At 45.8% G+C, this 14718-nt stretch carries 8 protein-coding genes; all 8 read left to right on the top strand.

Annotated features, from left to right (window positions below):
* Positions 1 to 30: 30 nt before the first annotated feature.
* The 8 genes from PBT90_RS17845 to PBT90_RS17805 all read left to right on the top strand — a co-directional run bounded on the left by PBT90_RS17845 (position 31) and on the right by PBT90_RS17805 (position 14718).
* Positions 31 to 3849, top strand: a complete 3819-nt coding sequence (locus PBT90_RS17845; protein WP_264807855.1) for a two-component regulator propeller domain-containing protein — start codon at positions 31 to 33, stop codon at positions 3847 to 3849.
* Positions 3850 to 3852: 3 nt separating this feature from the next.
* Positions 3853 to 7566 carry an ATP-binding protein gene (locus PBT90_RS20405; protein ID WP_333482148.1) on the top strand — a complete coding sequence of 1238 codons (3714 nt, stop codon included), beginning with the start codon at positions 3853 to 3855 and terminating at the stop codon, positions 7564 to 7566.
* Positions 7559 to 8476, top strand: coding sequence for a sensor histidine kinase (locus PBT90_RS17830; protein WP_264807854.1), 918 nt, complete (start codon positions 7559 to 7561; stop codon positions 8474 to 8476). The genes PBT90_RS20405 and PBT90_RS17830 overlap by 8 nt, the downstream gene beginning before the upstream one ends.
* Positions 8473 to 8853, top strand: coding sequence for a response regulator (locus tag PBT90_RS17825; protein WP_264807853.1), 381 nt, complete (start codon positions 8473 to 8475; stop codon positions 8851 to 8853). Before PBT90_RS17830 ends, PBT90_RS17825 begins: the two co-directional genes overlap by 4 nt.
* Positions 8854 to 8868: 15 nt before the next feature.
* Complete coding sequence (locus PBT90_RS17820) at positions 8869 to 9909, top strand: adenylate/guanylate cyclase domain-containing protein (RefSeq protein ID WP_264807852.1); 1041 nt, start codon at positions 8869 to 8871, stop codon at positions 9907 to 9909.
* 156 nt (positions 9910 to 10065) lie between these two features.
* The gene (locus PBT90_RS17815; RefSeq protein ID WP_270130472.1) at positions 10066 to 10953 is read left to right on the top strand and encodes a radical SAM/SPASM domain-containing protein; all 888 of its coding nucleotides are present in this window, start codon (positions 10066 to 10068) and stop codon (positions 10951 to 10953) included.
* A 190-nt stretch (positions 10954 to 11143) separates the two neighbouring features.
* A complete protein-coding gene (locus PBT90_RS17810) occupies positions 11144 to 13651 on the top strand; it encodes an SLBB domain-containing protein (protein WP_270130470.1) in 2508 nt (835 codons plus the stop codon).
* Positions 13651 to 14718, top strand: a complete 1068-nt coding sequence (locus PBT90_RS17805; protein ID WP_270130468.1) for a GumC domain-containing protein — start codon at positions 13651 to 13653, stop codon at positions 14716 to 14718. Before PBT90_RS17810 ends, PBT90_RS17805 begins: the two co-directional genes overlap by 1 nt.

Below are 14718 nucleotides of genomic sequence, written 5' to 3'. Positions count from 1 at the left end.
CTTGCTTTTTCCCAATAATTCAATCTTGATATGAAGACTTTATTCCTATTTTTAGGATGTGCATTTCTTTTTTTTTCCTGTTCGAAAGACAGTGATTTGACTCCTGCACCAGATTCCACAGGTATGGTTATGTCTGTACCAGACATAAGAGTACTTTCAGAACTACCAGACAGTCTTCAGCCTGCAGTGATAGCGCTGAGTGAGCGACCCAGTCCTCCTTTCTTCCCCGTTTCCTACCATTCTGATCAGGTGGTGAGTGTTTTAGATGAATCGGGGAATATGGGGACTAGAACATTGTATCAGCCAGAAGTGCAGCATTTACCTTACCTGATGGATGAAAATGGATCGCCGATAGTAGATTCCGATGGCCGCCCTTTTATTGCTGGTGACGGAGGGGTTTCTCAGTTCAAAAACTTTTCTACGGACCAAGGGTTGGCTTTGGATGCAGTAAACTGTGCCGTGCTGGATAGTAGGGGCCAACTATGGTTTGGGACCAATGGCGGGGGAATCAGCCGATTTGATGGAGTGGAGTTTACCAGTTTCACTACCACACTGGGCCTGTCCAGCAATACCGTGCGTAGCATGCTCGAAGATAGCCGGGGTGTCCTTTGGGTAGGCACCGTAGGAGGAGGAGTGAGTAGCTATGATGGTAATGTTTTCACCAATTATACCGTAGAAAATGGGTTGGCAGACGATGTGATCCTTAGCATTCTGGAGGATGAAGAAGGGAATCTTTGGTTCGGAACTTACGGCTCTGGAGTGAGCAAATACAATAGAAGTGAATTCACCACATTTAATACAGAAAATGGCCTTCCGGATGATGTCATCGTGAGTATGGCTCAGGATCAGCTGGGCAATATTTGGTTTGGGACCAATGGCGGAGGAGTGGCCAAATTTGATGGATCCCAGTTTATCACCTTTACAATGGCTGATGGGCTACCTTCTAATCGAATCCGAAGTATCTACGCTGCCGAAGATGGCCAAATTTGGTTTGGTACTATAGGCGGGGGAGTCAGTCGTTATGATGGGAAAAGCTTTCATAATTACGGCTTAAAGCACGGCCTGCCTTCAGTCATCGTAAGAGCCATCGTAGAAGATGAAGAGCATGACATCTGGTTGGCCACCGAAAATGGCGTAAGTAGATTTGACGGTGGGCATTTCACTTCTTATACCCGGGAGCAAGGCTTGCCCAGCAATAGCATATTGGATGTGGTCAAGGACGGAAATGGCAAATTATGGTTCTGTACGGATGGAGGTGGGGTAAGCCGCTTTGGAGGCAGGAGCTTTACTAATTTCACAACAGCACAAGGTTTGGCAGATAATATTGTGTTGAGTTCTGTGCAGGATCAGCAGGGCAGCATCTGGTTTGGGACAGCCTCAGGTGGGGTTAGCAAGTTTGATGGCAAGGCTTTTACGAGCTTCGGATCTACACAGGGATTGGCCGGAGAAATAGTCAGCAGCAGTTTACTAGATAGACATGGAGAACTTTGGTTTGGAACCAATGGAGGAGGAGTCAGCCATTTTAATGGAGAGGGTTTCAGGAATTACACCGTATCGCAAGGCCTTCCGGTCAATGAGATTTATCACGTAGCGGAGGACTCCAAAGGCAACCTTTGGTTTGGTACGGATGGAGGAGGGGTGAGTAAATTTGACGGAGCAGGTTTTACCAACTATACCGCTGAAAATGGACTCGCTGGAGATGTGATTCTGAATGTGGTAGAAGATAGTTTTCATAAAATCTGGTTTGGGGCAGCTGATGGCGGACTTTCCCGCTTTGATGGCTTGTCATTTGTTAATTTTTCACCCGCGCAAGGTTTGGCAGATTATGCAGTCATCAGGCTGGTGGAGGATAGTAAGGGAAACCTCTGGATAGGCACTGAAAACGGACTCAGTTTTTTGAGCCATCATAGTTTGAGGAAAATGGAAAGCATCTCCGACCCGGATGAGTATAGAACTGCTTTTGGGGCGAAATTATTTGAGACATTTACCCTAGAAGATGGACTTCCGGACAATGTCATTCTGCAGATTGCGGAATTGCCAAATGGTAAAATGGCCGTAGGAAGCAATCAGGGAATCGTATTATTTGACTCCCCGGCAGATAGCTTGGAAACATTGGATTCATTGCGAAATCTAGAAATCTTTAATACTGAAACCGGGTTTCCTGTGAAGGATTTGGTAGATGGGCAAAATGGAATGTTCGTGGATAAATCAGGGGTGATTTGGGCAGGAACTGGGAATACACGCACAGCTTTGGTCAGGTTTGATCCTAGAGAACTGAAGCGTAATACCCAAAAGCCTGAGCTGATTTTCAAAGAACTTAGAATAAACGAAGAAGTGATTTCCTGGCATAGTCTGAGCAGTAGCTATACTATAGATGAGCAGGGAGAGAGTGTCAACACCTTTGCGCGGACATCTGATGAGCTGATCGTTTATGGCAAAAAGCTTCAGGACTCGGAGCGCCAGCAGTTGCAGGACAATTTCAAGGGAGTTGATTTTGATAGTATATCGAGTTTCTATCCTATTCCGCAAGAGCTCGTGCTGCCCTATTCGCATAATAACATCAATATTGACTTTGGTACCAATGAGCTGGCCAAGCCAAGTTTAGTAGAATATCAATTCATGCTGGATGGGTACGATGATAAGTGGAGCCCCATACTGAAAAGAACTACGGCGAATTATGGCAATATTCCCGAAGGGAGCTATACCCTAAATGTGCGGGCAAGATTCACAGGACCTGTAGAAGGAGATGCCGGAGCGTGGACAGCGCCTATTCAGTTTTCATTTGAGGTGCTTCCTCCCTGGTACCGCACTTGGTGGGCATTTTTGATTTATTCTCTAGCTATAGTTTTCCTGATTTTCAGATTGTACATCTATCAGCGAAATAAGCTCATCAAACAAGAGAATGAGAAAGCCAAAGAACGGGAACTGGAGCATGCGAAAGCCATAGAGGTAGCCTATACTGAGCTGGCAGCTACCCACGAGAATCTCAAAGGAGCCCAGGCTCAGCTGGTCCATTCGGAGAAAATGGCCTCACTCGGTGAACTAATGGCGGGGATCGCGCATGAGATTCAGAATCCTTTGAACTTTGTCAATAACTTTTCGGAAGTCACCAATGAGCTGGTGAAGGAGATCAAGGAGGAAGTCGCAAAACCAGCAGAAATCAGAGATGTAGAGCTGGAGGCAGAAATCCTCGATGACATTGAAAGCAACCTGGAAAAGATCAATAAGCATGGCAAGCGGGCAGGAGCAATAGTGAAAGGAATGCTGCAGCATAGCCGAAGCGGAAAAGGAATAAAGGAACTGACGAATCTAAATGCCTTGTCAGAAGAGTACATGAAACTTGCATTTCACGGGCTTAAGGCAAAGGAGAGTGACTTCAATGCGGACTTTGAGACGCAGCTTGATGATGATGCCCCCAAAATCGAAGTGGTCGTTCAGGATATAGGCCGGGTGCTGCTGAATGTCTTCAACAATGCCTTCTATGCTTGTGCGGAGCGAGCCAAAGCTTTGTTACCCAGTCAACATGTTTCGCTTGCCGAAGGGGCGGGCCAGGTGGAGGATTTTCAACCGAAAGTCACTTTGATGACCAAGAAAATAGGGTTTGGAGATGAAAGAAAGGGGATTCAAATCCTGATTTCGGACAATGGCAAAGGCATTCCAAAATCAGTGATTGACAAGATTTTTCAGCCATTTTTTACGACTAAGCCCACGGGACAAGGTACCGGCCTGGGCCTCTCGCTGAGCTATGATATCATCAAAGCTCACGGAGGAGAGATCAGCGTAAAATCCACCGAAAACGAAGGAACCACCTTTACCATCAATTTATATGCATCACCCCTTGCACTCTGAGTTATGAAAAATCCATTGCCTCAGTTGATCAATTTCATGCCTATCTTACTCTTAGTGTGGGTGAGCTCCTGTCAGCAGTCGGCAAATGTACCCTTTCCAGAAAATCCCTCTGCCTACCAGCAGCCGGTAGTCCATCCTTTTGAACTACCAGAGCCTGATTCTCTGGGCTGGAAGGAGATCACTGCGGACCTTTTGCCTAGCCATGTGGCCGTTCCTTTGGATTTTGATAAAATTCCATCCCAACCCTTTTCGATCCATGATTTCAAGCCCCTGAATTCCCCGCTGTCAAAGATTCCATTTGATTGGAATGAATTGCAGGATATTTCCTACCATCTGGACAGTGCAGCAAGTGAGCAGATTTCTGTCCGGCTTCAGCTGCTGGAGGAGCCCGTGATCAGCAAACTCGGAGCGTTGGGAAAGTCGGAACTCAGCACAGCAGGCATTCTCCGAATAGCACAGACGGAGGGGCTGCTGGGCAATCGAATTTACTCCATGGTCCAAGATCAGAATGATATGATCTGGATAGCTACAGATCGGGGGCTGGCGAGATTTACGGGTGATCAGTTTGAAAACTACAATGTGTTGCCCAGAAACCCTGATGGACTCATTGATTTCATAGGAGATATGGAAATAACCCCTGAAGGACATATTCTTCTACTTTCCAATCTGTCAGGATTATATGAGCTGGATGCTAAGAAAGGCGTCATTCAAAATTACCAGATTGGAGGGCAATTTGCTCGCACCTATGCAGATGGAAAGGGATTAATCTGGTTGGGAAAGTTGGGTGACGCTCCACATGTTTTGGATAGAAAAACCAAAACACTTCGCAGACTTGACTTACCTGAAGAAATCATTGCAGGAGGTAGCGCAGGTGTATTTGTAGATTCCAAAGACAACGTTTGGTTTGGCATGAATGGGAAGGTAGGCATTTACAACCCGGGAAGAACTCATATTAAAATCATCAGGGATGGACTGGAGCAGGGACCAAACGAATTCTTTTATGATTTCACCGAAAACTCAAATGGGGAAATCTGGTTTTCCTCGGTCACCAAAGGAGCAAAAGGAGTGTCACTGCGTGAAAAGCACGTGCTGAATTTGGGTGAGGAGCAAGGTTTTGATGGGGTAGCACGAGGGATTACTTTTGATTTACATGATAGGATGTGGATCGCGGATAATGATGTGGTCAGGATTTACGACCCGCAGAAAAACAGCATCAAGAAAATCCTCACCAACGCTAATTTCAATACTTTAGGCTTCCCGGCACAGACCATCACAGATCGAAAAGGCAACATTTGGGTGGGAACAGAATTAGTGGGGGCATTATTGATCGATCCGGATGGGATGATGTCCGAGCATTTCAGCGTCACAGATGGTTTGGCCAGTAATGAGGTCTGGGGTGTAGAAGAAGATCCTGACGGAAAAATTTGGATGGCTACCTACGAAGGCATCAATATTTATGATCCTGTGGAAGAAAGGATTTACCGCTGGACTTTTCCGGATGCCGTTTCCACTAATAATCATCGGTCTATTTCCAAGATTTCTGATTATGAATTATTAATCGGAAGCCTGGATGGATTTGTCATTGTGGATTTTGACCGCATGGTAGGAGATGTTTATAGTTTGAAGCCAGCTGTGGCCAGGATAGCCTGGAAGTCTATCAGGGATGGTCGGGGCAATATTTGGATAGGTACCAATGACGGGGTGCTACAGTTTAATCCAGAACAGAATAAACTGTTTAAAGCCGATCAATTTTCCGGGCTTTCATCAAGTAGAGTCTGGCTGCTGGAGCGAGATGCTCAGGACAGAATCTGGCTGGGGAATGAGATCGGTGTGGATGTACTCGATGCGTCTAGGGAAAAGGTTTACTACTTGAGTAGAAGTAATGGGTTGACCAGTGATTATACAGCTATTTTGCTTCAGACCAGCAAAGGCGAAATGGTAGTAGGTTCCGATGCAGGGATGTCCCTCATTGATCTGGCTCAGGAAACCATCACTAACCTCACCCCGGAGCAAGGGCTAGAGCCACCCGTGATGTATGATATGGTAGAGGTGGGAGAAGACTTACATATTGGCTCCGAAAATGGAATCATAGTGGCCCGTCGGCCTAATCCTGATCATCCAAATGATCAATGGAGGTTTTTTAATTATGGCAAAAGAGAGGGTTTCCCGTTCAATGATTACAATCAGGCCACAGCGGTCTATACCAGTACTGGGAATATTTGGTGGGGAGCCGCTCCGGTTTTGACGGTGAACATACAGGTGCCAAAAACCGATACCGTTCCCCCAAAAGTAGTTTTGACTCAGGTGAATATAATGGATCAAAACCCCGATTTTTTGGGCAATGATTACCTTAAATCCAATCTGACAGCAGAAGACACCATTTGGAATACGGACCACACAGACTATTACTTCAAAAGTGACATCCCTAATGACAGTAGCTATTTGATGCAGAATAAAATTGTGTGGGACAGTGTGAACTTGGTGACCAAATTACCCATTGGCCTGGTCCTGCCGCATCACCAGAATTCCATGAATTTTTCCTTCATCAATCCCAATGTGCAGGGGAGGGATAAAATAGTGTATCGCTATATCCTAGAAGGTGCTGATGATGCCTGGTCAGAGATTAGCCCTAGAAGCACCACTCAGAACTATTACAACTTGGTGCCCGGAGCTTATACCTTCAAAGTAGCCACAAGAGGCTTTAACGGATCCTGGAGTGAGCCTGCAAGTATTCATTTTACGATTTCACCACCCTGGTGGCAGACTTGGGCAGCTTACCTTACCTTTTCCTTGATTTTTGGAGGCTTTGTATATGGGGTAGTCCAGCTGAGATCACAGTATTTACAAAAGGAAAATAGGATCCTGGAAGAGCGGGTTTCCCATCGTACTGCTCAGCTAAAGAAGAGCATAGATAACCTAAAAAATGCCCAAAGTCAGCTGGTTCAATCTGAGAAGATGGCTTCTCTGGGAGAGCTGACAGCTGGAATCGCACATGAGATTCAAAATCCCTTAAACTTTGTCAATAATTTTTCTGAAGTGAGTAGCGAGCTTTTGGAAGAAATGAAGGAGGAACTTGAAAAGGGAGACTTCGAAGAGGCCAAGGCCATCAGCATAGATGTCCAGAGTAATCTGGAAAAAATCAACCAACATGGGAAGCGTGCAGATGCGATTGTCAAAGCCATGCTGCAGCACAGTAGAAGCAGTGCCGGCACCCGGTCCATGACCAATATTAATTTGCTGGCGGACGAGTACCTCAAACTGGCATACCATGGACTGCGAGCCAAGGAAAAATCCTTCAATGCCCAGCTTAAAACTGATTTTGACCCAGAAGTAGGGGAAATTAATGTGGTGGCTCAGGAAATCGGAAGGGTTTTGCTTAATTTGATCAATAACGCATTCTACGCTTGCGCAGAGCGAAAGCAGCTGGCGCAAGAGCAGGATTATGAACCTAGCGTGGAGGTACACACCCAGCGTAAGGGGAAGTGGGTGGAGGTGAAAATCAAAGACAATGGAAGCGGAATGCCGGCCGCAGTAAAGGAAAAGATTTTCCAGCCTTTTTTCACCACTAAACCTTCAGGGAAGGGTACAGGTTTAGGTTTGTCTATAAGTTACGATATTGTCAAGGCCCATGGCGGTGAGATGTCTGTAGAAAGTAAAGAAGGGATTGGAACAGAGTTTTATTTTCGGTTACCCCTAGAAACCCAAAAAAATGGATAAAGTGCAAGAAGATTGGGAGCAAAAAGCTTCAGAACTTAGAGCTAAGCTGGATCAAAGGACCTTGGAACTGGAGAAGGCTATCAAAGATTACCAAGAGTTACAGCAGCAGCTATTGCTTCAGGAGAAGCTTGCAAGCCTAGGGCAACTGGCCGCAGGCATTGCCCATGAGATCAAGAATCCCATCAACTTTATCAATAATTTCTCCGAGTTGAGCATGGAGTATGTAGATGAAATCAACACAGAACTCAGTAATCTAGGAGTGGATACGAAGGATTCCGAGCTTCCTGACTTATTGAATGATATCAAAGCTAATCTGGAGAAAATCCTTCAGCACGGAAAACGAACCGAAGGCATAGTCAAATCCATGCTGATGCACTCCAGAGGAGGAAAAGGGGAGCCAGAGCCTACCGATATCAACAGTCTATTGAAGGAGTTTGTGAACCTTGCATTTCATGGGATGCGAGCTGGCAAAAACCCGATCAATGTCAGTTTCGAGTGGCAGCTCAGTGAAGATTTACCCAAGGTCGCTGTGATTCCTGAAGACTTTAGCCGGGTGATTGTGAACCTTTGCAACAATGCCTTTGACGCCATGAGAAGCAAGCTTTCCACTTTGGCAGAGCCAGAGCGATCTGTAGATTATCAACCTGTGCTTGCGATCAGAACTGCCGCTGACCGGAATCAGGTCAAGATCAACATAGAAGACAATGGTTCGGGGATTCCGGATCATATCATCAGCAGGATTTTGGAGCCATTTTTCACCACCAAAAAAGGGAAAGATGGCACAGGCCTAGGGCTCTCAATCAGTCATGATATAGTCAAAACCCATGGAGGAACAATGTCTATTTCATCTAAAGAGGGGGAATCCACCGAATTTGAAATTAAATTACCAGCACTAATAGAAAACAGATGACCAAGATATTAATAGTGGATGATGAGCGCGATGTCGAGCTGTTGTTTAGACAGAAATTTCGCAAGGAAGTAAGATCAGGATTACTGGAGCTGGCTTTTGCTTTTTCCGGCGATGAGGCATTGAAATTATTGGATAGCGAACACCCCCCGGAGGTGGTGTATGTTTTTTCGGATATTAATATGCCCGGCATGACTGGATTGGAGCTTTTGGAAAAAGTGAAAAAGCAATTTCCAACGATCAGCGTAAGTATGATTTCAGCTTATGGAGATACAGAAAATTACAAAAAGGCAATGGATTCGGGAGCGAAAGAGTTTTTTACCAAACCCATTGATTTTGAGTCTTTGAGAAAGGAAATTTCCACGATTATCAATCAGTAAGAAAACTTTAGCGAAATGGCGAAAATATTGGTGGTAGATGATGAGGCAGATTTAGAAGTTCTGATCACTCAAAAGTTCCGTAGAAAGATCCGTTCAGGCGAATATGAGTTCGTATTCGCTTTTAACGGCCGTGAAGCACTGCAGAAGCTCAGTGAACAGGCGGACATAGATATGGTCTTGAGCGACATCAATATGCCCGAAATGGACGGACTTACCCTACTGACCAAAATCAAGGAGTCCAATCCACTGCTGAAAGCTGTGATCATATCTGCCTATGGAGATCTGGATAACATCCGCACGGCAATGAACAGAGGCGCATTTGATTTCATCACCAAGCCGGTGGATTTTCAGGATCTGGAGATTACCATAGAGAAAACCCTCCAATACATCAATCAGATCAAAGGGACCCTCACTGCAATGCGGGAAAATAACATCCTCAAAATGTACGTGGATGAAACCGTACTCAATTTTATGGTGGGAAAAGAGTCAGAAACTTCTCTAATGGAAAATGAAACCGTGGAGGCCACAGTGGCTTTTGTGGACCTATGTGGCTTTACCAAAATCTCTGAGAATGAGGAGCCAAATGTGGTGGTACCCTTACTCAATGAATACTTTGACCTGATGGTGCGAGAGATCATTGATCAAAAGGGCGCCGTGGATAAGTTTATCGGAGATGCGGTCATGGCTGTATTCAAAGGCCCAGATCATCTGGAGAGGTCGGTTCGCGCCTGCATTGCCATTCGGGACAAGATGAACGCCATGCCCATGTATTCGGTAAAATCCAATTTTAGCCCAAAGGTCTCCATAGGACTGAACTCGGGGGAAATGGTTTCTGGGAATATTGGTTCCCAATCCTTAAAAAGACTGGATTACACGGTGATAGGAGATGCGGTAAATGTGGCTTCGCGACTTCAAAATGCTGCAAACCCAGGACAAATCCTGATTTTGGAGCATTGCAAGGATCAAATTTCAGACGCCTTTACATTCGAGAATTTGGGTGAAATTACTTTGAAAAATAAGGCCAAGGCCGTTTCAGTTTTTGAAGTCGTCAAATAATACTTTGGGAAATGCATCCCCTATGCCTTTATTGCTCCTGTGAATCATCGGTGGATTACAGCTATTAGTTTTTTAAAGCAACTTACTTTCCTGAAAGTCGGGAACTACTTGCTGCTGGCAACCTCATTTCAGCTTTCCAAAATCCTGCGCAAACCTATGCTCTGGGGAAAACCCACCACCTTGTCTATCGAGCCAACCACTAGCTGTAATCTCCGCTGCCCGGAATGCCCCTCAGGACTCCGGTCCTTTACCCGCCCTACGGGAATGCTCCAAGACGGGCTCTTCGAAAAAATCATTGATGAATCCAAAAATCACCTCACTTGGCTTCATCTTTACTTTCAGGGCGAACCCTTCTTGAACCCGCGTTTTCTGGAAATGGTGAACCATGCACACCAAAATGGGTTATTCACTTCCACTTCTACCAATGCACATTATCTGGATGAAACTCGAGTAAAAGCAATCCTCCAAAGTGGGCTGGACCAGTTGATTGTGTCTATGGATGGCATCACACAGGAGGTGTACCAGCAGTATAGAGTAGGCGGGAATCTGGAAAAGGTCAAAGCGGGTTTACAGCTGCTACTTGCCGAAAGAAGCAAGTCCAAGCAGCATTTACCCCGAGTAATCCTTCAGTTTCTCGTGACCGGACAGAATGAACAGCAGATTCCGGAGTTGAAGAAATGGGCCAAAGAAATGGGTGTAGATGAGTTGCAATTGAAAACTACCCAGATTTATGATTTCGAAAATGGATCTGAACTGATCCCTTCAGACTTGGGGTATTCCAGGTATGTGCCCGTAGGAGATGGAAGCTGGAAACTGAAGAGAAAGCTGGAAAACAAATGCTGGAGAATGTGGCAGGGTGCAGTAGTGACCTGGGATGGAAAGGTAGTTCCCTGCTGCTTTGACAAGGATGCCAAGTACGTCATGGGGGAATTGAAAAGCCAAAGCCTGGCATCCGTCTGGTCCTCCCTTACTTACCGGCAGTTCCGCCATCAATTGCTGAAGGATAGAAATCAGCTCGATATCTGTAGGAATTGTACGGAGTGAAACAGACTTCAGCCAGGCTGAAAGTAGGTTTTTGGAACTAAATTTGGTAGAATTAAGAAATTCATGGATTTTTAATCCCCATATTTGTTCTTGATTCACCTGGGACTCCCTTTTCTGTATGAATAATTATAAACGATTTTGGTACTTTTTTGTCTTTACGGCTTGCTTAACACTGGGTATAGCCCAGGCTATGGCTCAAGAAATAGATGAAGCAAGCACCATCAAAGTAGACGAGCTGTCGGATGAGGAAGTGCAAAACCTGCTGGACAGAGCTTATGACGCAGGTCTGGACAAAGCTGAGTTTCTCAAAGCCCTAGAAGTACAGGGCATGCCTCCTGAGGAAGTGGCCAAAATGCGCAAGAGAATTAATATGGACGGAACTGAGGATACCGGCAGAATGACCAAGAATTCGAAGCGGGAACCCAGAAAGCAGAATGACCTGTCGAAAATAAACAATGGCATGTTTTCGCCCAGTGCGAATTCCAGTCAACTACCCAAAGAGGATCAAATATTTGGGGCTAGTCTTTTTTACCAGGCAAGCAGAAACCTGAGTTTTGAGCCTAGCTTGAGTCAGGCTACGCCCAAAAGCTACGTGCTGGGCTCCGGCGACCTGATTTATGTGGATATCTATGGGCAGTCTGAGCAGTATTATGAAGCGACCGTGAGCCCAGATGGATTTGTATTGTTGGATAATATTGGCCCGGTGAATGTAGCAGGTAAAACAATAGAAGAAGCCACAGGAATCTTAAAAAACAGAATTGGAAGATATTACACGGGTTTGCTGGGAAGTAACCCCAATACCTTTCTTCAGGTGACACTGGGAAATGTAGGGACCATACAGGTGAATATTCTGGGAGAGGTTCGATTGCCGGGCACTTTTACGTTAAGCGCATTTTCCACGGTATTCAATGCCTTATATGCAGCAGGTGGTCCCAATGAAAACGGCACCATGCGCAAAATCAAACTGGTACGTAATAATCAGCAATTAGCAGAAATTGACGTGTATGACCTGCTGTTAAATGGTACTGCCCAACTGGATCTGAAACTTCAGGATCAAGACGTGATCTTGGTTCCTCCCTTTGAATCCCATGTGAAAATCAAAGGTGAAGTGAAGCGTCCCATGACTTTCGAGATCGCTGAGGATGATGCTTTTTCTGACCTGCTTCGCTATGCAGGTGGTTTTACGGATGAAGCGTTTAAGGACAGGGTGGCGATCTCCAGGATCACCGGTAATCAGCGTTCTGTCTCAGATGTTTACCAGAATCAGTTTGATATGTTCATTCTGAAAGGTGGGGATCAGATTACGGTGCAGCGTATCCTGGACCGCTATTCCAATCGGGTTCAGATCAAAGGCGCAGTGTACAGAGAAGGCACTTTTGCGCTTACAGAAGGGCTTACACTGGCTCAGCTAGTGAAAAATGCAGAAGGATTACGCGGGGATGCCTATACCACCCAGGCGAGTATTTTGCGTACTAAATCAGATCTGAGCACAGAAATGATCCAGGTGAATCTTCAGGAAGTCATGAATGGAACTGCGCCTGATATCCCGCTTCAGCGTGAAGACGTGGTACGGGTGGCCAGCATTTATGATATCGATAATGAAGCCTACGTGCAGATCCTAGGTGAGGTAAAAAGACCAGGAGTTTATCCTTTTTCAGCAGAAATGAAGGTGGAGGATTTGATCGTGATGGCAGGAGGTTTCCAGGAATCTGCCAATGCCCAGGACATAGAAATTGCCAGGAGATTGGAAGATTCGGATCTGGGTACCTTAGCGGACATCATCCCTACTTCTGTAAATCCAGACTTAAGTTATCAGGCAGACTCACCTTCTTTGGTTCCATTTGATCAAGTGATCGTGAGAAAGCGGGCCAGTTTTACCATGCAAAAGTTAATAGCCGTAGAAGGACAGGTGAATTCTCCGGGGATTTTTGCAATACAAAGTAGCTCGGAGAGAATCTCAGACCTCATCCAGAGGGCCGGGGGACTCAATCAGTTTGCTTATGCCAAAGGCGCTACGCTGATCCGGAGAACTGAATTTTTCAATACAGAATCAGAGCAGATTCGTCGCCAGCGTAATTTGGAGGAACTCAAAATCAAACTAGCTGAGGATCCTTCAAACTCTGAGGCGCAAGAGGAGCTGTTGCGGAGATTGCTTTCGGACTTTCCCCAAGCAGAATCACCAGTGGATAATCAGCTGGCGCAAACTAAAAAAGAATCGCTGGACCAGATTGCTTCCGAAACGCCTGGCTTTGCTGTAAAGCTGAAAGAAACGGAAGCTGTGGCTATCAATTTGGAAGAAATACTAAATAATCCTGGTTCGGAAGATGACCTGCTACTGGAGGAGGGCGATATTCTTTCGGTCCCAAAACTCTTGCAAACCGTGAGAATGCGAGGCGATGTGGTGTATCCAACTACACTGCGGCATGAGTCCGGCAGGGGGCTGAAGCACTACATCAATGCTTCTGGGGGTTTTGAACGCAGAGCAAATAGGAAACAAACCTATGTAGTCTATGCCAATGGTGCAGTGAAGCGGACCAAGGGATTTTTAGGAATTAGAAATTATCCACCGGTGGAGCCCGGTGCAGAGGTGATTGTCCCTACCAAAGGACCAAAAGTACCGCTTCGATTGGGAGAAATCGTGGGGATTACCACTGGTTTGGCTACTTTGGGCTTGGTCATTTCTCAAATCAACTGGTAATGTCAGGATCTCAGCATTTTACAGACAATCAATTTACCCTCAAGGAAGTAGTCCAGAATATTTCCAGCTGGCTATCTTTTTTCATTTCAAAGTGGAAAATCATAGTACTTGCAGGCGTAATAGGCCTGGGACTAGGAGCTTTGGTTTCAGTTTTGAAAAAGCCGGTGTATATCGCCAGCACCACCTTTGTACTAGAGGATGGTGATGGAAGCGGAATGGGACAAATGTCCGGCCTGGCCTCTCTGGTAGGAGTGAATTTAGGGTCTATAGGCGGTACAAGCGGGCTTTTCCAAGGGGATAACATCATGGAGCTTTACCGCTCGGAGCGCATGCTGGATGAGGCTTTGTTGAGTGATTTTGATGAAGACGAATTGCTGATCGATAGATTCATTGCCTTTGAGGAGATAGACCGTAAGTGGAAAAACAAAGTGGATATTTCCAATATGGATTTCTCCATACCTCGTGAGCAGTTCACTGTAAGTCAAGATTCTGTAGTCAAGGAAGTGGGGCAGCTCATCCGGGAAAATCAGCTTTCGGTAGCCAAGCCAGACCGTAAACTTTCCATCATTCAGGTGAGTATCTCTTCCAAAGATCAGGCTTACGCCAAAGTTTTTAACGAGCGACTGGTGGAAAATGTCAATGAGTTTTACAGAGAGACCAAGACCAAAAAAACCAGTGAGAACCTGGCCATTTTGCAGTCCCAGGCAGATAGCGTACGCAAGATCCTGGATGAAAGCATAGGTGCTTACGCGGCTGCCACGGATAGGGTGCCCAACGCAAATCCACTGCTTTCGTCAGCCACCACAGATACCCGGAAGCGGCAGATCGACGTGCAGGCCACAGGAGCAGTATATGAGGAGATCGTGAAGAATCTGGAGATTGCCAAGGTTAATCATAGAAACAATTCCCCGTTGATCCAGATCATAGACTCCCCTAGGTTTCCCTTAGAGCGCTCAGAGATTAGACTGGTGAAAGGAATGGTTTTGGGGGGGATTATTGTGGCATTGCTGACCTTGTTTTACCTTTTCTTTCAGAGGCTGTACCGGAGGCATGTGCAGGAAAGTTAA

This window comes from Algoriphagus sp. TR-M9 (assembly GCF_027594545.1).
Lineage (GTDB): Bacteria > Bacteroidota > Bacteroidia > Cytophagales > Cyclobacteriaceae > Algoriphagus > Algoriphagus halophytocola.
Note: the sequence above shows the minus strand (reverse complement) of the source record. Positions and strands in the feature narration are given on the sequence as shown.

Coding starts and splice junctions, on each gene's coding strand:
- PBT90_RS17820 (WP_264807852.1), top strand. CDS start 8,869: ATGGCGAAAATATTGGTGGTAGATGATGAGGCAGATTTAGAAGTTCTG.
- PBT90_RS17830 (WP_264807854.1), top strand. CDS start 7,559: ATGGATAAAGTGCAAGAAGATTGGGAGCAAAAAGCTTCAGAACTTAGA.
- PBT90_RS17815 (WP_270130472.1), top strand. CDS start 10,066: ATGCTCTGGGGAAAACCCACCACCTTGTCTATCGAGCCAACCACTAGC.
- PBT90_RS17845 (WP_264807855.1), top strand. CDS start 31: ATGAAGACTTTATTCCTATTTTTAGGATGTGCATTTCTTTTTTTTTCC.
- PBT90_RS20405 (WP_333482148.1), top strand. CDS start 3,853: ATGAAAAATCCATTGCCTCAGTTGATCAATTTCATGCCTATCTTACTC.
- PBT90_RS17825 (WP_264807853.1), top strand. CDS start 8,473: ATGACCAAGATATTAATAGTGGATGATGAGCGCGATGTCGAGCTGTTG.
- PBT90_RS17810 (WP_270130470.1), top strand. CDS start 11,144: ATGGCTCAAGAAATAGATGAAGCAAGCACCATCAAAGTAGACGAGCTG.
- PBT90_RS17805 (WP_270130468.1), top strand. CDS start 13,651: ATGTCAGGATCTCAGCATTTTACAGACAATCAATTTACCCTCAAGGAA.